The organism is Streptomyces sp. NBC_00503 (assembly GCF_036346895.1).
Classification (GTDB): Bacteria; Actinomycetota; Actinomycetes; order Streptomycetales; family Streptomycetaceae; genus Streptomyces.
Genome location: NZ_CP107855.1, coordinates 7624567 through 7641815 on the forward strand (window position 1 = coordinate 7624567; position 17249 = coordinate 7641815).

Sequence of the window (17249 nt, forward strand, 5' to 3'; positions counted from 1 at the left end):
CTGCCCCGGCCCGAACGGCGGGACATCCGCCGGGCCGGGGCGGGTGGACAGGTGCGGACAGGAGTGGACAGTGCCCGGCCCGGCCGGGCCTGGATAGTGGACACCTGCCGCGCCGAGTCTGTGCGTCATGAACCTTGCACGCACGCAGACGGGCCGGACGGTACGCCGGGCCCCCGGACCGGGAGCGGTGCTCGCGGCACTGGCCGCGGCCCAGTTCACCGTCATGCTCGCCACCTCGATCGTCAACGTGGCGCTCCCGCAGATCCGTGCCGGGACCGGCCTCACGGACGGCGGAACCACCTGGGTGGTCAACGCCTACGGCCTGGCCTTCGGGGCGTTGCTCCTGGCCGGAGGACGGGTCGCCGACCTGCTGGGCCGCCGCCGGGTGCTTCTCGCCGGGCTCGCCCTCTTCGCGCTGGCTTCGCTGGCGGCGGGACTGGGCGCCTCCGCCGGGGTACTGATCGCGGCCCGGGCGGTCCAGGGCCTGGGCGCCGCCGCGATCGCCCCGGCCGCGCTCGCGCTGGCGATGGACGGGTCCCCGTACGGCCCCGGGCGCGGCAGGGCCCTGGGCGTGTGGGGCGCGGTGTCCGGGGCGGGGGCGGCGGGCGGGGTCCTCCTGGGCGGTGTGCTCACCCAGCAGTGGGGCTGGCCGTGGATCTTCCACTCGGTGGCGCTCGCGGCGGCACTGGTCATGGCCGCCGTACTGGTGCTCGTACCGCGCGATGCCGGTCGCCCGGGCGGGCACTTCGACCTGCTGGGCACCGCCACCATCACCCTGGCCCTGACCTGCCTCGTGTGGGGCCTGACCACCGCGCGCGGTGCCGGCTGGAGCGACGCCGGGGTGCTGGGCTCCTTGGCCGGCGCCGGGGTGCTGCTCGCGGCGTTCTGCGCGATCGAGGCCCGCCGGCCGGATGCGCTGGTGCCGCTGCGGCTGCTCACCGCCGGCCGGGTCGCCGCGGGCAATGTACTGATGGCCCTGCTGGGGTCCGTATGGATCGCCCTGTTCTTCTTCCTTCCGCTCTACCAGCAACAGGTCCTGGGAGAGAGCCCGTTGGTCACCGGTACGGGGCAACTCCCCCTCGCGGTGGTCCATATGATCGGCTCCGCTCTCGCCCCGCGCATCTCCCGGCGCATCGGTGCCACCGCGACCGTGACCGCGGCCCTGATGACGGAGGCCGCCGGGCTGCTGTGGCTGTCGCGGATCAGCGCCGACGGCAGCTACCTCGCCGACGTGCTGGGCCCGAGCGTCCTGGTCGGCCTGGGGCTCGGCGTCGCCTTCGTCCAACTCACCGCACTCGCCGTGGAGGGCGTTCCGGGCCGGGACGCGGGTCTGGCCGGTGGGCTGGTGAACACCACGCGGCAGGTCGGCGGAGCGATCGGGCTGGCCGCGCTGGCCACCCTGGCCGGTTCCGTGACCGCCCACGCGTCCTCCGGTCAGGCCCCGTTGGAGGCGCTGACCGCCGGCTACCGCACCGCGTTCGCGGTGTCGGCCGGGGCGCTGGCCGCCACGGCCGTCCTCGCGCTCTTCCTCACCCGCCGCACTGGGGCGCGTACCCCCACGACCACGACCACCCCCACGGCCAACCGCACCGTGCTCTCCCGCGTCCCACTGAACCGCTAGACCGCCAGACCGCCAGACCAGCCAACGATCCGACCCACCCAGACCAGACAGGAAACATCACCATGATCACCATTGACGAGAACGCACCCGTCATCGTCCGCCTGAGCACCGTCATCGACGCGCCCCTGGCGACCGTGTGGGCGCTGCACACCGACATCGCGGGCTGGCCCGCCTGGAACACGGACATCGACCGGGCAGAGGTCGACGGCCCGCTGCGGCCCGGCAGTTCCTTCAGCTGGCTCACGCACGGGCTCGACATCACCTCCACCGTGCAGGAGCTGGTGCCCGGGGTGCGGACCGTGTGGGGCGGGACGGTCGAAGGCATCGTCGGCATCCACGTCTGGACGTTCGAGCAGAGCGGCGGGCGCACCACCGTCCGCACCGAGGAGTCCTGGAGCGGCGCCCCGGTCGATGCCGCGGTGGACCACCTCGGCAAGGCCCTCCACGACTCCCTCGAAGGCTGGCTCTCCCACCTCAAGAACCGTGCGGAACAGGCTGCCTGACCACCCCTCACATCTTCCGCGCACTTACGCATTCACGTATCCACGCATTCACGAAAGGCATTCCTGCCATGACGACCGCCAAGCCGTACCTGACCGGCCACTTCACCCCCGTCACCGAGGAGGTCACCGCCGCCGGCCTCACCGTCGAGGGCTCCCTGCCCCCCGAACTGTCGGGCCGGCTGCTGCGCAACGGGCACAACCCCAAGCCCGGAGTCACCCCCACCCACTGGTTCAAGGGCAGCGGAATGGTCCACGGCATCCGGCTGCGTGACGGCCGTGCCGAGTGGTACCGCAACCGCTGGGTGCACACCCCGGCCCTCGACGGCGCCCCGTACATGACCGAGCGCGGACCCGACCTGACGGCCAGCGCCGCCGGTACCCACGTCATCGAACACGGCGGGCGCCTCCTGGCGCTGTGCGAGGCGAACCTTCCCTTCGAGCTCACCCCGGAGCTGGAAACCATCGGCGTCCACGACTTCGACGGCAAGCTGCGCGGCGCGATGACCGCACACCCCAAGGAGGACCCGTTGACCGGGGAGCTCCACTTCTTCGGGTCCTCGCCGTTTCCGCCGTTCCTGACGTACTACGTCGCCAACGCCAAGGGCGAGATCATCCACAGCGCCGACGTCCCGGGGGCGACCGCCTCCCTCAAGCACGACTTCGCCGTCACCCGCCGCCACGTGGTCTTCGTCGAGGGCAACGTCACCTTCGACCCGAGCGAGCCCTCCGGCATCCCCTACTCCTGGAGCGACCAACAGCTCTCCCGCATCGGGGTCATGCCGCGCGGCACCGACGGCGCCGGCCGCGTCCGCTGGTTCTCCATCGAACCGGGCAACATGCTGCACGTCTCCAACGCCTTCGAGGACAGCCAGGGCCGCATCGTCCTGGAGGGCCCCACCGTGGACCGCGAGGGATTCCGGCTCTCCTGGAACTGGTGGGTCGGCGCGCCCGGGCGCGGCAGCGAGCCAGTCTCCCGCTCCTACACCCGCCGTTGGGTCCTCGACACGGTCGACGGCAGCGTGGACGAGCAGATCATCGACGACCTCGCGGTGGAGTTCCCGACGCTCAACGAGGAGTACCTGGGCGCCGAGAACCGCTACCAGTACGCCATCTCCTTCCCCGACGAGAAGGGATTCGGCGGCTACGGGGTGGTCAAGTACGACCGCACCACCGGCGCCCGCCGCATCCACCAGGTCGGCGACGCCCGGATGCCCGGCGAAGCGGTCTTCGTCCCCGCGGCCGGGGCCACGGGCGAAGACGACGGCTACCTCCTGACCGTCGTCTCCGACCTCAAGCAGAACGCCTCGCAGCTGCTGGTCCTCGACGCCTCCGGCCTCGACCGCATCGCCACGGTCCACCTGCCCCACCGGGTGAGCGCCGGCCTCCACGGCTCCTGGATCGCCGACGGCGCCGCGGAGGGCGCCACGGGCTGACCCGGATCGGGGACGGACCTCAGTTCTGCCGGAGCCGCGCGATCCCCGCGGCTCCGGCAGATCGTCCGTCTGCGATGCGGTATCGACCCGGCCCTACGAGAGCTCGCGGACGAAGTGGTAGTGCTGGCCGATGCCGGGGACGGTGAACTGGTCACCGACCGCTGTGAAGCCGTGGTGCTCGTAGAAGCCGGTCGCGGCGATCCGGCCGCTGCACCAGAGGAGCCGCCCGCCGCGCGCGGCGCAGGCGTCGAGCCCCGCGCGCAGTACGGCCGCGCCGAAGCCCTGCCCGCGTACCTGCGGACCGCTGGCCATTTTGCGCAGTCTCCACGCTCCCTCGGTCGCGAAGGGGGCCAGTGCGGGGGTGTCGGGCAGGGGTTCGGTGCTGAAGGTGGCGCAGGCGGCGAGTTCGCCGCTGTCGGTGCGGGCGGCGAGGTGGAAGGTGTCGGGGAGCAGGTCGGCCTCGGTGAGCGCGCTTTCGCGGGGTTGTCCGGGCCGCAGGACCTGCTGGCGAAGATCCAGGATCTCCTCGACGGAGACGAAGGTGACGAGCACGGTGTTACCTCTCATGGGGATGCGCCGGGGGTTGCGGCTACCAGCCGGTGACGCGTTCCCAGACAGCCTCGACGGTCGGCGCGGAGCCGGGAGTCCCGGCCCGGGCGCTGTCGATGACGTGGTAGCCGCGGTGCTGGGCGCCGGTCGCGCAGGCGTGGTTGGGCAGGATGCGCAGGCGGGTGCCGATGGGGAGTTCGGGGAGCGGGGCGCCGTCGCGGGCGGTGAGGGTTCCGTGCTCCTGGCTCGCGGCGCTCATGACCAGGCCCGGGAGCAGTGTGCCGTCCAGGTCGGCGACGAGCCCGTAGCCCTGGTCCTGGGCCTGGACCGCGGTACCGCGGTCGCGGGACATCGCCATCCAGCCGCCGTCGGTGACGATCCACCCGTACTCGGCGCGGTGCCCGATCACGGTCACGACCACCGACAGTGCGAGGTCCTCCACGTCGCAGACGCCGAGCCCGGCCATGACCAGGTCGAAGAACACGTAGTTCCCGGCGCGCAGTTCGGTGATGCCGGTGAGGTCCTCGGCGGCGTGGGCGGTGGGGGTGGAGCCGACGCTGACCGTCGCGACGGGCAGACCGGCGGCGCGCAGTCGCTCCGCCGCGGCCACGGCGACATCCCGTTCGTTCTCGGCCGCCTTGCGCTGCTGCTCCGGGGTGAAGGCGAAGTACGACTCGCCCGCGTGGGTCAGTACGCCGTCCAGGCATCCCGCGCCGTGCAAGGTGCGTGCGATGTCGGGGAGTTCGGGGGCGTCCGCCTTGACGCCGCCGCGGTGGCCGTCGCAGTCGATCTCGACGAGGGCGGGTACGGGGATCCCGGCCTCGCGGGAGGCCCGGGCGACGAAAGCGGCCTGTTCCGCGCTGTCCAGCAGGATCCGGAGCGTGACACCGCGGCGCAGCAGGGCGAAGACCCGCGGCAGTTTGTGGGGGTCGATGCCGACGGCGTAGGTGATGTCGGTGTACCCGCCGTCGGCGAAGGCCTCGGCCTCGGCGAGGGTGGACACGGTGACGGGGCAGGCGGCGCCCTCGGCCAGCAGTGCGGCGACGTCGAGGCTCTTGGACGTTTTGACATGGGGCCGCAGGGCGACGCCGAGCCCCTCGGCCCGCCGGGCGAGCCGCTCGATGTTGCGCCGCGCCTTGCGCACGTCGACGACGGCGAACGGGGTATCGGGATCGGCCAGGGTCCGGCCGCCGGTGGAAGGCAGCGAGCTGGCGTTCATGGGCGTCGGTCTCCTCACGGGTGGGCCGCGTGTCGGGGTGCGCGGCATGCGGCTTGCTTCCGGGACTGCGCTCAGGCCACGGCCGCGACGGCATGGACTTCCACGGCCGAGGCGTAGCGCAGTTCGCGTACGCCGGCCACGGCGGCGTGCGAGCAGTGCCCGGCGGGCGCCATCGCGTCCGGGCTGTCCAGCGGGGAGATCTCCGACGGTCCGGTGACGGGCACGGGCCCTCCTTCACTTCGCGTAGTTGTAGATGGTCGCCCGGGACACCCCGAGCAGGTCCGCCATGGCCTGCGCGGCGTCGCGCGAGTCGAAGTAGCCGTCCTCGCGCAGTCGCCGGACCAGGGCCCGCTTGTCCGTACGGCTCAGGGAGCGGGGGATGCTGCCGCGCTCCGCCGACAGCGCTTCGACGACGTGGCGCAGCTCCTGGGCGTTGCGGTCCCGCAACGACTCCAAAGGCTGGTCCCCGTCCGTGCTGTCCGTGGCGATGAGGTTCGACAACGTCAGCGTCACCGGGGACAGGACGGACACGTCGAGGTTCAGGCAGAGCGCCGCGATGTACTCGCCCGCGGCGTTCTTGATGCCGATCGACGTGCTCTTCGCCGGGCGGCCGTCGGGGAACCGGTTGGAATAGTTCTGGATCACGCTCGGGTACTGCGGATCGCTGATGCGGCGCAACCCCAGCTCCGTGGCGGAATCCCCGACCGCCCGGCCGGAAAGGTTGTTCTCGATCGCCCGGATGGCGTTCTGCGGGTCGCGCAGGTCGTGCAGGACCACCTCGCACAGTCCCGGGAACATCCGGCCGAGGGCGACGGCGATCTTCTCGGCCTCCCGGATGAGGTGCTCGTCCGCCTCGTTGCCGGAGCCCGGGGAGGTGTCAGCCCGCGCGCGCTGCACCGCGCCGTCCGCCTCGTCGTCCATGAGTACTCCGCGAAGTTCAACTTATCATCTCGACCTAGACTTAGATTCTAAGTCATGTGCCGCCCGGGGCCAGCCGGACTGACCGCGCCTGTCCTGAGCTGGATGAACAGCCCCTACGAGGACTTCGCCCCGGCGATCTCCGCCGGCATCGACCTGGCCGTACAGGACCTGGCTAGTTCGCCAGCCGGAATCCGCCCAGCAGGAGCCGTACCTGCCCTGCCAGGCGGGTGGCGTCCATCGCCCCGGGCGAGGTGAGCGCGAGGCGCGCGAAGTGTTCCGCCGAGGCGACGAGCGCGTGGGCCAGCACCTCGGGATCGGGAGCGGGGGCGGCATCGGATCCGGCGTCGGTGTCGGGTGCGGCGGGCGCCGCCAGGGACAGCAGGGACCCGATCCACGAGGCGACCCTGCGTCGGAACCGCTCCCGGTCCGCCTCGATGCGCGCGTGGACGGCCGGGGGAGTGGTCGCCGGGGTCAGCAGGATCAGCCGCCAGGTGTCCGGGTCCTCCCGGAGCATGGCGCCCATCCGGTGCACGGCCTCGCAGGCGAAGTCGATCGGGTCCCCGCCGCCGCGCGGATCGGGGGCGGCTGCGAGCAGGCACCTGTAGGCGTGCTCCTGCTGCCGGTCGAGGAGGGTGAGCAGGAGTGCGTCGAGGTCGTCGAAGGCGCCGTAGACCACGGACCGGGCGACGCCCGCGCGCTTGGCGATCGCGTCGATCGAGATCCGTCCGTACCCGTCGCTCACGATCAAGGCGAGGGCGGCGTCGAGCAGTTGCTCGCGCCGTTCGGTGATCGGGACGCGCGGAGCGTAGGGGCGCCGTCTGCGCGGCCTGTCCGTGGGAGACGTCGGTGTCGACACCTTGGCATCTTACGACAGTCGTGTCTTAATTTACGACAGTGCTGTCTTAATGAGGGAGCGGCCTGCCCAGCGCCCGCCGCCCCGGACACGAAGGAGGGCCCGATGGCCCGGCTGAACGGCAAAGAGGTCGAACCGCACGAGGACTACGGGTTCTTCGGCCCCGGATCGGTGGTCTGGAAGGTGTGGAGCTATCCGACGGCGCCCACGGTGGGCTTCCAGCGTTCCGTGGTGGTCGAGGAGCTCGATCCGCCGCTGGTGGCGGCGGTCCACGGCACCCAGGGCATCTACGAACGCAGCCGCACCCGCTACGACCGCACCCTGCGCTACTTCGCCATGGTGGCCTTCGCCGGCTCGGAGCAGGTGTGCAAGGCCGCAGACGTCCTGGTCAAGGTCCACTCGAAGGCCATCGGCCAACTCCCTTACGGCGAAGGAACCTACGACGCCAACGACCCCGCCTCGCAGCTGTGGATCCAGCTGACCGGCTGGCACTCGATCCTCTACGCGTACGAGAAGTACGGGCCCGGCAAGCTCACCGCCGAGGAGGAGGCGGAGTACTGGGAGGCCTGCGCGCTCGCCGCCGAACTCCAGACGTGCTCGCCCGACGACGTCCCGCGCGACCGTGCCGGAATCCGGGCGTACTTCGAGAGCATGCGCCCGCGGCTGTCCGCCAGCCCGATCGCCCGCCAGGCCATGAACCACCTCCTGAACACCGACCTCGTCCTGCCGCCGACCCCCTGGTGGATGAAGCCCGCACGGATGGTCGTGGCCCGGACGCACCGGATCGCCACCATCGCCACCATGCCGCGCTGGATGCGGGAGATGGCGCAGATCCGGCAGTCGCGGCTCCTGGACGCCCTCGTCGTGCCCGTCATGCGGATGTCCTTCGCGCTCGCCCACCTCAACCCCCGCGTCGAGCTCTTCCTGTTGGGGATGCTCTCCCCCTCCACGGTGAAGGTGGTCGCGCCGATCAAGCTCGGCGTGCCTCCCCGTACCAAGGAGGTCCTCACCCCCGAGCAGGCCCGCGCCCGGTACGGGTACGCGAGGCCCGCCGAGGCCCACGCCGACTTCCGGGCGCGCCAGGCCGCACGCGTCTTCGGCGACGGGAAGGCGCCGAGCGACCAGGGCCTCATCGAGTCCCAGGAGGTACTCGGCCCGCTGGCCTGAGGCCCCGGTCGGCGAGCAGTCGGCGCAGTGCGAGGAGGCCGCCGATGCCGGGGACGAGGGCGACGGCCTTGGTGGTGGCCGTGGCCGACGTAAGACGCCAGGTCGCGAGCACGACGAACAGGTACGCACAGCCGTGGGCGGGGCCCGTCAAGGAGGAGACGGGCTTCAGATGGAGGGTGGCGAGGTTGGCCAGCATGACCGTCAGCGAGACGAGTTCGACGTGCGCCGCGATGCGCAAGGGGCGAAGGTGCACGGTCACGCTCCCGTGGTGGAGCCGGGGCGGACGATCATCAGGACGGTGACGGTTGCCCACAGAAGGTTGAAGACGCCGGTGAGCATGGCCAGTCGGGCAGCGGACCGGCGCACCGGTACCGGAACCTCTCCGGGGTCGGGACCGGGGTCAAGGGTCTCTGCGGCCCTTAGGGCGTTGTCCTGGCCGGGAAGGATCAGCAGGCCCAGTACAGCCGCGGCCCCGGTGGTCAGGACGATCGAGGTGATCAGCCACCCATTGCCGAGGGCGCCGAGGCTGCTGGCCGTGGCGAACCCGAAGACGGGGACCGCGATGCCGATGCCGGCGTAGACGCGGCAGATGCGGTGCAGGGTGCGCAGGGTCGTCAGCGCCTCACGGTCGTCGGGGGTGGCGCCGTGCGCGCTGCGCAGCGTCTTGGGGAACATGCTCGCGGCGACCGTGACCGGGCCGACGGCCAGTACCGCCGCCAGGACGTGCAGGGAGAGGAGGAGCTTCGTCATGCCCGGTGTGCCCCGCCCGCCGGGACGGCGTGCCGTCGGCCCGTGACCTTCGACGCCGGAAGGCGGCCGGCCTTCGAGATACCGCCCGAGGCGGTGCCGCCGGCGTACAGGACTTCGTAGGGGGCGATGACATCGAGCGGATCGAAGCCGTCGAAGAGGACGATCTGGACGTGCACGGGAGGTTCCTTCGCGCGGGCGGCGGCCGGTCAGCCGGTCAGCCGGTCAGTCGGTCGGGGCGTCGGCATCCGGTCCGTACCGGTGCCGCTCCCGACGCTAGGCGGCCGCCGACTCGTCTCCCAGTGGCACAAGTGACACCTTCCAACGGGATCTCGCCAACACCCTTCTCACTCCTCTGACGTGCCCAAACTGGCGGTGCATCCACGCGAACAGCCGGAAGGAAATCACCGCGGCCAGGTATGTTCACGCCATGCACACCATTGCCGTCCTCGCCCTGGACCAGGTGATCCCCTTCGATCTGTCCACCCCGATCGAGGTCTTCTCCCGTACCCGCCTCCCGGACGGACGCCCCGCCTACCAGGTCCGCGTCTGCGCCGAGCACCCGGAGGTCGATGCCGGCACCTTCTCCATCCGTGTGCGCTGGGGACTGGAAGCGCTGGAGGCCGCGGACACGATCATCGTTCCCGGCACCGCCGACCCCGCGGCCCCGCTCGCTCCCGCCGTCCGCGACGCGCTGCGCGCGGCCGCCGCGAACGGCACGCGCATCGCCTCCATCTGTGCGGGCACCTTCCCCCTGGCGGCCACCGGACTCCTCGACGGGCTGCGCGCCACCACCCACTGGGCCGCGGCCGATCTCCTCGCCGCCACCCATCCGGACATCGAGGTGGACCCGGACGTCCTGTACGTCGACAACGGACAGATCCTCACCTCCGCCGGCGCCGCCGCGGGCCTGGACCTGTGCCTGCACATGATCCGCCGCGACTACGGCTCGGCCGTCGCCGCCGACGCCGCCCGGCTGTCCGTCATGCCCCTGGAACGCGAGGGCGGACAGGCGCAGTTCATCGTCCACCGACACGCGCCGGCCCCCCAGGGATCAGTACTCGAACCGGTACTGGCCTGGTTGCAGGACAACATGGGCTCCGAGCTCACCCTCGCCGACATCGCCGCCCATGCCGGAACGAGCACCCGGACCCTGATCCGGCGCTTCAGCGAGCAGACCGGCACCACCCCGCTCCAATGGCTCCACCGCGCACGCGTCCGCCAGGCCCAGCACCTCCTGGAGACCACGCACCACTCCGTCGAACGCATCGGCGCGCAGGTCGGGTTCGGCTCGCCCACCGCCTTCCGGGACCGTTTCAAGAAGACCACCGGCGTCAGCCCGTACGCCTACCGCCGAGCCTTCAGCTGAGGCGGCGAGCCCCTTGCGGCCTCACCGCTCGGTGCTGTCGAGCCGTTCGAGGCGCGCCACGTTCTCCCGGTCCTCGGGGTCCGCGCTCGCCTCGGCGCCGAACCAGGCGTCCAGGATCTCCTTGAGGAGCGGTTCCGAGGTGAGGCGCAGGCTGAGCGCGAGTACGTTCGCGTCGTTCCAGCGGCGCGCACCGTCCGCGGTGTAGGCGTCCGTGCACAGGGCCGCCCGGACGCCGGGCACCTTGTTCGCGGCGATCGACGCGCCCGTACCGGTCCAGCAGCACACGACGGCCTGATCGGCGTTGCCGGCGGCGACCTCGCGGGCCGCCGCCTCCGAGCAGGCGGCCCACTGCGGATCGTCGCCGGGGCGCAGAGCCCCGTACGTCACCACGTCGTGTCCGCGGTCGTGCAGGAGCCCGAGGAGAGCGCGAGCCACGGGTTCGTCCATGTCGGAGGAAACGGAGATCCGCATGCCCCGAGACTAACCGGCGGAGCCGCCACCGCGGGGGCGGTGACGGCTCCTGGTGGAAGGGCGGCAGGGCGGAAGGGGGGAAGGGTGGCGGTGCGGATCAGGGGCAGCTGATCCGGATGTCGCCCGTGTCGGTGGTGCAGGTGTCGGTTCCGCTGCCGCCGTTGGCGGTGTCGTTGCCGGAGACCCCGTCGGTGGTGGTGAGGCGGTCGTTGCCGTAGTAGCCGGTCAGGGTGTCGTTGCCCGGGCCGCCGTTCAGGGTGTCGTCGCCGTAGCCGCCGTCGATGTTGTCGTTGCCGTAGCCCCCGTAAACGGTGTCGTTGCCGTAGCTCGCGTGCACGGTGTCGTTGCCGCCGAGGGCGCAGATCACGTCGTTGAAGTAGCCGCCGTTCAGGGTGTCCGCGCCGCTGGTGCCGATGATCGTGCAGCCGCGGGCGTTGTTCACCGACGTGGTCGCGGTGGCCGTGTTGTTGGCGGTGACCGGGTCCGGCTGGGTCGCGCTGACGCCCGCCGTGTTGGTCAGCGTGCCGGTGGCCCGGGGCTCGGCGGTCACCGTGACCGTGGCGCTCGCGCCCGGGGCCAGGGAGCCGAGGGCGCAGTTGGCTCCGGTCGCCGTGGTCGTGCAGGTGCCCTGCGAGGGAGCGGCCGAGACGAGGGTCGCACCGGCTCCGGCGAGCGTGTCGGACAGCGTGACCCCGGTCGCGGTGGCGATGGAGGCCGGGGAGTTGGTGACCGTCACCGTGTACGAGGCGCGGTCGCTGATGCTCACGGTCGCCGTGCCCGCCTGCGTCACCGACAGGTTCGCGGTGGCCGGAGGGGGCGGCGGCGCGCCGTCGCTGCCGTCGTAGCGGGCGAGGGCGAAGGCGTAGCCCGCCCCGTAACCGGCCGCGACGATCTTGCCGTCCGGCTGTACGAGCACCCCGCGGGCCTCGTCGAAGTCCCCGAAGCCGGTGACCACGAAGCCGTCGCCGCCGAAGCCGGTGTCCACGGTGCCGTTGGTGTTGAAGCGGGCCAGGCCGAAGTCGTTGGCCTCGGAACTGTTCGGGTCGTCGGCCCGGCCGGCGAGGACGATCTTGCCGTTCTGCTGGAGCGCCATGGCGGACGCGGTTCCGCCGTCACCGGGGAAGTTGACCGAGGTGCGCCCGCCCGTGCCGAAGCCGGTGTCGGGGCTGCCGTTGGCGTTGTAGCGCAGCAGGGCGAAGCCGGCGCCGCCGGAGCCCGCGGCGACGATCCTGCCGTCCGGCTGCAATGCCACGGCGTTGCCGAACTCGGTGCCGCCGAAGTCCGCGGTCACCATGCCGTCACCGCTGAAGGTGGTGTCCAGGCTGCCGTTGGGCAGGTAGCGGGCCACGCCGATGTCGAAGGCGGTGTTGCCCACGTAGCCGACCGCGAGGATCTTGCCGTCCGGCTGGAGTGCCATTCCTCGTGCGGTGCCGCCGGCGTCCTGGGGCGAGGCGGGCGTGAAGCCCGCCACCACCGCGCCGTCGCCTCCGAGACCCGGGTCCAGGCTGCCGTCGGAGTTGAGGCGGACCAGCGCGAAGCCGCCGCCACCGCCCTTGCCCGCGGCGATGATCTTGCCGTCGGGCTGCACCGCCACGTCCGCGCCGTCCGCGGACCCGCCGAACTCCTCGACCCGCACCAGGCCGCCGTCGCCGAAGCCGGTGTCGGGGCTGCCGTCGGTGTTGTAGCGGGCCACGGAGAAGAAGCAGCACCCGCCGCCCTCCTCCGCGATCACCTCGGTGGTCCCCGCCACGACGATCTTCCCGTCGGAGGGCTGGACCGCCACCGCGTTGGCGATGTGGCCGCCACCGCCGAAGTCGTCGGTCACCGTGCCGTCACCGCCGAAGGTGGTGTCGGGGCTGCCGTTGGTGTTGTAGCGGGCGAGCGCGAAGCCGGCATCGGTCGAGCCGCCCACCACGACCAGCTTGCCGTCGGCCTGCCGCGCGATGTCGTGGCCTTCTGCGCTTCCAGGGAAGGCGGTGGTCACCCGTCCGTCGGGCCCGAAGCCGGGGTCGAGATCGCCGGGGGCCGCCAGCGCGGTCCCGGGCAGCGCGAGTACGAGTACGAGCCCGAGCGCGGCCAGCGTCCCGGCCCTCCCGCCGGGCCTGCGGCGGCGGTGGGCTGGTCTGAGGGGTGTGCGGGTCATGGGCGTACGGACCTCCGTGGTCGCGGCGTCGTAGCGTGCGGTGAGCAGCGCACAGCTTCGTGCCGGAGCCGTGCACGGTCCAACGAGACGTGCCGTGCTGCGCCCACTGGCTCCCGGGAACCACCCCGGCGGGGGAGCGCGCGGGGTGCGTGCGCGCCCTGGCCGCCCCGCCCAGCGGCGGCACCCTGCCGCTGGGAACCGGGTCCGCGGGGTGAGCGGTCGGCGACTTCTTCCTCACCGCCGAATGTGAGACAAGGTCATTCCTTTTGCAGTCCCGGCACGAGCTGCTCGCCGCGCTCTCCATATGCGCGTGATCGGAGATGGGTATGGATTCCATCAGTTCATCGTGCAGGTACGGGGAGTGAGGGTGGAATGGAATCGACGCAGGGAATCACCGAAGGTGGGATGTGGCGATTAGTTACCGGTGTGCCGGATGCTCGACTTTGCGAGGGGGTGCTGGGGTATCGGGGATACTGGTTGGCAATGAATCGGCCACAGCGGCGCATCGAAGTCCCCAATGCGACGGTCACCATGGCGATCAATTTCGGTGATCCGGTCCGAGTCGGCCCGATCGCCACCGCGCCCACCCGGGTCACCGCGGCCACCCGCGCCACCGCGCCCACCCCCGTCACCTCAGCCGCATCGCTCGCCCCGGCCACCGTGGTCACCGCCGCCACGTCGTACACGTCGCTGGTCAATGGCCTCAGGACCGACTCGGTGCTCGGCGAGCACGAGGGGCGACTGCACGGAGTCGAGGTGCATTTCGCCCCCTGGATGGCGTACACCGTCTTCGGTACGGACATGCACGAGCTCAGAAGCCGCACGGTACCGCTGGTGGACCTCCTCGGCCCGCTCAGCCACCAGCTCGAAGACCGCTTGGCGCAGGCCCCGTGCTGGCGGGCGCGGTTCGCCCTGATGGACGCCCTCCTGCTGCACAGGCTCGAAGTGGGACGCGCGCCGGCCCCGCAGGTGGTGTGGGCCTGGAGGGAGTTGGTCCGCAGCGACGGACTGATCCCGCTGAGCGAGCTGATGAGGGCCGCCGACTGGAGTGCCAGGCACCTCGAACTCAGGTTCCGCGAGCAGATCGGCCAGTCCCCGAAGACGGTTTCGCGCGTGCTGCGCATGCGCCGGACGCTGAGCATGTTGAGCTCCGGCCGTTCTCCGTCGAATGTGGCGGCCTCCTGCGGGTTTTACGACCAGGCTCACCTGCATCGCGATTTCAGGGCGATGACGGGTTTCACTCCGAAGGAATTCCTCGCGGGTCGGGGCGGCGGAAACCGGCCGGTGGACCGGGTTCCGGGACAGATCACGAGCATACTGCTGTGAGTTCCTAGCGTTTTTGTCCAATACCCCTGGATCTGCAGGCTGCGATAGTGACGCGTCCGCATTCGAGATCGACTTCAGATGGAGAACTCGTGCAGATCAAGAGGAACGCCGCAGCCCTGATGACGGCCACCGCACTGCTGACCGGCTTCGGTGCCGTCGCCGGGGCCACCAGCGCACAGGCCGCGGGCGGGTCGTACTCGGCCACCACCACGAACGGCTGCGGTTCCGCGTCGGGGACCTACCACTGGTACGCGACGGGCTCGGCCAGCGGCAAGACGGTCTACCGGACGGACTGGAACTTCAACGTCTACGACAACTGCGCGGACGGCAAGGCCGTGTCCCTCTACGTCAAGTACAACAAGTGGGACGGATCCAAGTGGGTCTACCACACCTCCAGTTACAACAAGCTCGACTCCTCGGGCTCGAGCACGAACGTGGCGGACGTCCGGATCTTCGTCTGTCTCGTGGGCGACGGCAACAGCTGTGGAGAGATCCACTGACGACGGGCCGTCCGGCTTGAGCACGGTGCGCGGGGGAGGACCGGCGGCGCGGACTTCGCGCCGCCGGTCCTGCCGGTCCTGCGGTCCTGCCAGCCCTGTTCGGCCGAACCCCCTCGCTTGACCGGGGGTGCTACTTGCTGACGGAGGTGTGGGCGGTCTCGGTCGAGGGGCCCGAGGACTCCCGCAGTTCGGGACGTTCCGGCCGGGGCGCGGGGATGAGGGCGGCGACGGCCCCGGACAGCAGGGCGAAGCCGCCGCCCATCAGCAGGCCGGTCCGGAAGCCCGTCTCGGAGGTGAAGGTGACGCCGCCGGCCGTGGTGGTCATCCTGGCCAGGACGACACCGACGACGGCGGCGCCGAAGGAGGTGCCCAGGGAGCGCATGAGGGCGTTGAAGCCGTTCGCGGCGCCCGTCTCGGCCGGCGGCACCGCGCTCATGACCAGGGCGGGCATGGCTCCGTAGGCGAGGGCGACACCACTGTTGATGACCATGGCGGCGGCCATCAGCCCGACGGCGGTCGAGGCCAGCAGGAGCGCGACGCCGTAGCCCGCGGCCAGGACGAGCGCCCCGCAGACGAGCGTGACCTTCGGGCCGCGGGCATTGGTGAGCCTGCCCCCGAGGGGGGAGACGGCCATCATCATCAGGCCGCCGGGGAGCATCCACATCCCGGCCGCCATCATGGACTGGCCCAGGCCGTAGCCGGTGGATGCGGGGAACTGGAGCAGCTGTGGGACCACCAGCATGCTCGCGTACATGCCGAAGCCGATGAAGACCGAGGCGAGGTTGGTCAGCAGGACGCGCGGACGGACCGTGGTGCGCAGGTCGACCAGCGGGTCGGTGGTGCGCCATTCGAACCACCCCCAGGCGGCGAGGACCACGACGGCGGCGGTGATCAGACCGAGGGTGGTGGCGGAGCCCCAGCCCCAGTCGGCCCCCTTCGACACGGAGAGCAGCAGGCACACCAGGCCCGCCGCCAGGCCCAGCGCGCCGACCACGTCGAAGCGTTGACCCCTGGCGCCGGCGGGGACGTCCGGCACGAAGGCCACGATCATGACGGCGACGGCGGCCGCGAGCGCCGCGGCTCCCCAGAACAGGAAGCGCCAGTTCGCGTACTGAGCGACGGCGGCGGAGAGCGGGAGGCCTATTCCGCCGCCGATGCCCATGGAGGCGCTCACCAGGGCGATGGAGGAACTGAGCTTCTCGGCCGGGAGGATGTCACGGAGCAGGGCGATGCCCAGCGGGATCATGCCCATGCCGATGCCTTGCAGGCCGCGCCCCACGATCATCGGGACGACGCTGCCGGACAGGGCGCACACCACCGACCCGGCGATCAGCGGCACGCAACACGCCAGCAGCATCCGGCGCTTGCCGACCATGTCGCCCAGACGCCCGCTGATGGGGACGCACACGCCCGCGACGAGCAGGGTGGCGGTCACGACCCAGGCGGCGTTGGAGTGGGAGGTGTGCAGGATGCGCGGCAGGTCGGTCAGCAGCGGAGTGACCAGGGTCTGCATGACGGCCGCGGCGACCCCCGCGAGTGCGAGCGTCGCGATCACCTTGCCCGCAGGGGTGGCGGCCGTGGGGGACTGTGGCATGGAGAGTCCTAGGAGCGTAGGTCGAGGGCCCGGCCGGCCGGACGGCACGGGTGCGCGAGGTACGGAGGGGACTGCCCGGCAGCGAGTGGGTACGCGATCGGTGCACACCACAAGCAGTAGTCAACTATCAGTTCGCGACGCGCGGCATGTCAACCAGATCCGATCGTCGACTATCAGTTGCTATTGTCGGCAGGATGCCGACCGACACCCCCAAACCTTTACGAGCCGACGCCGCCCGCAACATCGAGAAGATCGTCAGGGCGGCACGCGACGTATACGCCGAGGTGGGGCCCGATGCGCCGCTCGACGAGATCGCCCGGCGGGCCGGCGTGGGGATCGCCACGCTCTTCCGCCGCTTCCCGGACAAGGCGGCTCTCCTTCGAGCCGTACTCGACCAGCAGTTCACCCAGGACGTCCTGCCCGCCATCGATCGCGCGCTCGCCGACGAGGACCCGCGCCGCGGTCTGACCGTCGTGATCGAAGCCGCGCTGACCTCGGCGGCCGACGAGCACCACGTGCTGACGGCGGCCCGCAACGCCGGCGTGTTCACGGCGGAAATCAGCGCCCGCTTCTTCGACGCGCTCGACCCGCTGGTGACGCGGGGTCAGCATGCCGGGGTGATCCGCGAAGACCTCGTACCCGACGATCTGAAGCGGATCATGAGCATGCTGGTCAGCGTGCTGTGGACCATGGATCCGGCAGAAGACGGCTGGCGGCGCTACGTGACCCTGGTCCTGGACGGCCTCAACCCCGCAGCAGCCAGCCCCCTGCCCCACGCGGCACCCCCACTCCTGCGCAGACCGCAGCCCCACTGATCCGCGCGGCCCGAGCCG

18 protein-coding genes and 1 pseudogene are annotated in these 17249 nt (G+C 71.3%); 8 read left to right on the forward strand and 11 right to left on the reverse strand.

Going from position 1 to position 17249, the window contains the following annotated elements:
• Positions 1-127: 127 nt before the first annotated feature.
• The 3 genes from OG490_RS34755 (at position 128) to OG490_RS34765 (ending at position 3557) form a co-directional block, all read left to right on the forward strand.
• A complete protein-coding gene (locus OG490_RS34755) occupies positions 128-1621 on the forward strand; it encodes an MFS transporter (RefSeq protein WP_330300260.1) in 1494 nt (497 codons plus the stop codon).
• Between the two features lie 62 nt (positions 1622-1683).
• On the forward strand, positions 1684-2124 hold the full coding sequence (locus tag OG490_RS34760; protein ID WP_330300261.1) for an SRPBCC family protein: 441 nt from the start codon (positions 1684-1686) through the stop codon (positions 2122-2124).
• 68 nt (positions 2125-2192) lie between these two features.
• A complete protein-coding gene (locus tag OG490_RS34765; RefSeq protein ID WP_330300262.1) occupies positions 2193-3557 on the forward strand; it encodes a carotenoid oxygenase family protein in 1365 nt (454 codons plus the stop codon).
• Positions 3558-3650: 93 nt separating this feature from the next.
• Here OG490_RS34765 and OG490_RS34770 read toward each other — a convergent pair whose 3' ends face one another.
• The 5 genes from OG490_RS34770 to OG490_RS34790 form a co-directional block, all read right to left on the reverse strand.
• Entirely contained in the window at positions 3651-4124 is a 474-nt protein-coding gene (locus tag OG490_RS34770) for a GNAT family N-acetyltransferase (protein WP_330300263.1), read from the reverse strand.
• Positions 4125-4146: 22 nt separating this feature from the next.
• Positions 4147-5325, reverse strand: coding sequence for a DSD1 family PLP-dependent enzyme (locus OG490_RS34775; protein WP_330300264.1), 1179 nt, complete (start codon positions 5323-5325; stop codon positions 4147-4149).
• Between the two features lie 71 nt (positions 5326-5396).
• On the reverse strand, positions 5397-5549 hold the full coding sequence (locus OG490_RS34780) for a hypothetical protein (protein WP_330300265.1): 153 nt from the start codon (positions 5547-5549) through the stop codon (positions 5397-5399).
• Between the two features lie 10 nt (positions 5550-5559).
• A complete protein-coding gene (locus OG490_RS34785) occupies positions 5560-6246 on the reverse strand; it encodes a helix-turn-helix transcriptional regulator (RefSeq protein WP_330300266.1) in 687 nt (228 codons plus the stop codon).
• A 172-nt stretch (positions 6247-6418) separates the two neighbouring features.
• Positions 6419-7102, reverse strand: coding sequence for a TetR/AcrR family transcriptional regulator (locus OG490_RS34790; RefSeq protein WP_330300267.1), 684 nt, complete (start codon positions 7100-7102; stop codon positions 6419-6421).
• Positions 7103-7204: 102 nt separating this feature from the next.
• Between OG490_RS34790 and OG490_RS34795 the strand changes: the two genes are divergently transcribed.
• Entirely contained in the window at positions 7205-8266 is a 1062-nt protein-coding gene (locus OG490_RS34795) for an oxygenase MpaB family protein (RefSeq protein ID WP_330300268.1), read from the forward strand.
• Here OG490_RS34795 and OG490_RS34800 read toward each other — a convergent pair.
• From OG490_RS34800 to OG490_RS34810, 3 genes and pseudogenes are all read right to left on the reverse strand, one after another.
• Entirely contained in the window at positions 8229-8525 is a 297-nt protein-coding gene (locus OG490_RS34800) for a DUF3817 domain-containing protein (RefSeq protein WP_330300269.1), read from the reverse strand. The genes OG490_RS34795 and OG490_RS34800 overlap by 38 nt on opposite strands.
• Positions 8522-9016 carry a DUF2269 family protein gene (locus tag OG490_RS34805; RefSeq protein WP_330300270.1) on the reverse strand — a complete coding sequence of 165 codons (495 nt, stop codon included), beginning with the start codon at positions 9014-9016 and terminating at the stop codon, positions 8522-8524. Before OG490_RS34805 ends, OG490_RS34800 begins: the two co-directional genes overlap by 4 nt.
• A gap of 80 nt (positions 9017-9096) precedes the next feature.
• Positions 9097-9192, reverse strand: a pseudogene (locus tag OG490_RS34810) (DJ-1/PfpI family protein); the annotation flags it as partial.
• Between the two features lie 251 nt (positions 9193-9443).
• Here OG490_RS34810 and OG490_RS34815 point away from each other — a divergent pair.
• Entirely contained in the window at positions 9444-10382 is a 939-nt protein-coding gene (locus tag OG490_RS34815; protein ID WP_330300271.1) for a GlxA family transcriptional regulator, read from the forward strand.
• Between the two features lie 21 nt (positions 10383-10403).
• Here the strand turns inward: OG490_RS34815 and OG490_RS34820 are convergent, their stop codons facing one another.
• Together OG490_RS34820 and OG490_RS34825 are read right to left on the reverse strand one after the other, a co-directional pair.
• On the reverse strand, positions 10404-10853 hold the full coding sequence (locus OG490_RS34820; protein ID WP_330300272.1) for an RpiB/LacA/LacB family sugar-phosphate isomerase: 450 nt from the start codon (positions 10851-10853) through the stop codon (positions 10404-10406).
• A 97-nt stretch (positions 10854-10950) separates the two neighbouring features.
• Positions 10951-12996, reverse strand: a complete 2046-nt coding sequence (locus OG490_RS34825) for a calcium-binding protein (RefSeq protein ID WP_330300273.1) — start codon at positions 12994-12996, stop codon at positions 10951-10953.
• A 372-nt stretch (positions 12997-13368) separates the two neighbouring features.
• Here OG490_RS34825 and OG490_RS34830 point away from each other — a divergent pair, with 372 nt between their 5' ends.
• On the forward strand, positions 13369-14322 hold the full coding sequence (locus OG490_RS34830; protein ID WP_330300274.1) for a helix-turn-helix domain-containing protein: 954 nt from the start codon (positions 13369-13371) through the stop codon (positions 14320-14322).
• Between the two features lie 89 nt (positions 14323-14411).
• A complete protein-coding gene (locus OG490_RS34835) occupies positions 14412-14822 on the forward strand; it encodes a Tat pathway signal protein (RefSeq protein WP_330300275.1) in 411 nt (136 codons plus the stop codon).
• A gap of 130 nt (positions 14823-14952) precedes the next feature.
• Here OG490_RS34835 and OG490_RS34840 read toward each other — a convergent pair whose 3' ends face one another.
• Entirely contained in the window at positions 14953-16416 is a 1464-nt protein-coding gene (locus tag OG490_RS34840) for an MFS transporter (protein ID WP_330300276.1), read from the reverse strand.
• Positions 16417-16610: 194 nt separating this feature from the next.
• Here OG490_RS34840 and OG490_RS34845 point away from each other — a divergent pair, with 194 nt between their 5' ends.
• Positions 16611-17231 carry a TetR/AcrR family transcriptional regulator gene (locus tag OG490_RS34845; RefSeq protein WP_330300277.1) on the forward strand — a complete coding sequence of 207 codons (621 nt, stop codon included), beginning with the start codon at positions 16611-16613 and terminating at the stop codon, positions 17229-17231.
• Positions 17232-17249 lie beyond the last annotated feature (18 nt).

What these genes read in the sequence shown, in the direction of transcription:
- OG490_RS34755 (WP_330300260.1), top strand. Translation starts at nt 128, where the DNA reads ATGAACCTTGCACGCACGCAGACGGGCCGGACGGTACGCCGGGCCCCC.
- OG490_RS34760 (WP_330300261.1), top strand. Translation starts at nt 1,684, where the DNA reads ATGATCACCATTGACGAGAACGCACCCGTCATCGTCCGCCTGAGCACC.
- OG490_RS34765 (WP_330300262.1), top strand. Translation starts at nt 2,193, where the DNA reads ATGACGACCGCCAAGCCGTACCTGACCGGCCACTTCACCCCCGTCACC.
- OG490_RS34770 (WP_330300263.1), bottom strand. Translation starts at nt 4,124, where the DNA reads ATGAGAGGTAACACCGTGCTCGTCACCTTCGTCTCCGTCGAGGAGATC.
- OG490_RS34775 (WP_330300264.1), bottom strand. Translation starts at nt 5,325, where the DNA reads ATGAACGCCAGCTCGCTGCCTTCCACCGGCGGCCGGACCCTGGCCGAT.
- OG490_RS34785 (WP_330300266.1), bottom strand. Translation starts at nt 6,246, where the DNA reads ATGGACGACGAGGCGGACGGCGCGGTGCAGCGCGCGCGGGCTGACACC.
- OG490_RS34795 (WP_330300268.1), top strand. Translation starts at nt 7,205, where the DNA reads ATGGCCCGGCTGAACGGCAAAGAGGTCGAACCGCACGAGGACTACGGG.
- OG490_RS34805 (WP_330300270.1), bottom strand. Translation starts at nt 9,016, where the DNA reads ATGACGAAGCTCCTCCTCTCCCTGCACGTCCTGGCGGCGGTACTGGCC.
- OG490_RS34815 (WP_330300271.1), top strand. Translation starts at nt 9,444, where the DNA reads ATGCACACCATTGCCGTCCTCGCCCTGGACCAGGTGATCCCCTTCGAT.
- OG490_RS34820 (WP_330300272.1), bottom strand. Translation starts at nt 10,853, where the DNA reads ATGCGGATCTCCGTTTCCTCCGACATGGACGAACCCGTGGCTCGCGCT.
- OG490_RS34825 (WP_330300273.1), bottom strand. Translation starts at nt 12,996, where the DNA reads ATGACCCGCACACCCCTCAGACCAGCCCACCGCCGCCGCAGGCCCGGC.
- OG490_RS34830 (WP_330300274.1), top strand. Translation starts at nt 13,369, where the DNA reads ATGGAATCGACGCAGGGAATCACCGAAGGTGGGATGTGGCGATTAGTT.
- OG490_RS34840 (WP_330300276.1), bottom strand. Translation starts at nt 16,416, where the DNA reads ATGCCACAGTCCCCCACGGCCGCCACCCCTGCGGGCAAGGTGATCGCG.
- OG490_RS34845 (WP_330300277.1), top strand. Translation starts at nt 16,611, where the DNA reads ATGCCGACCGACACCCCCAAACCTTTACGAGCCGACGCCGCCCGCAAC.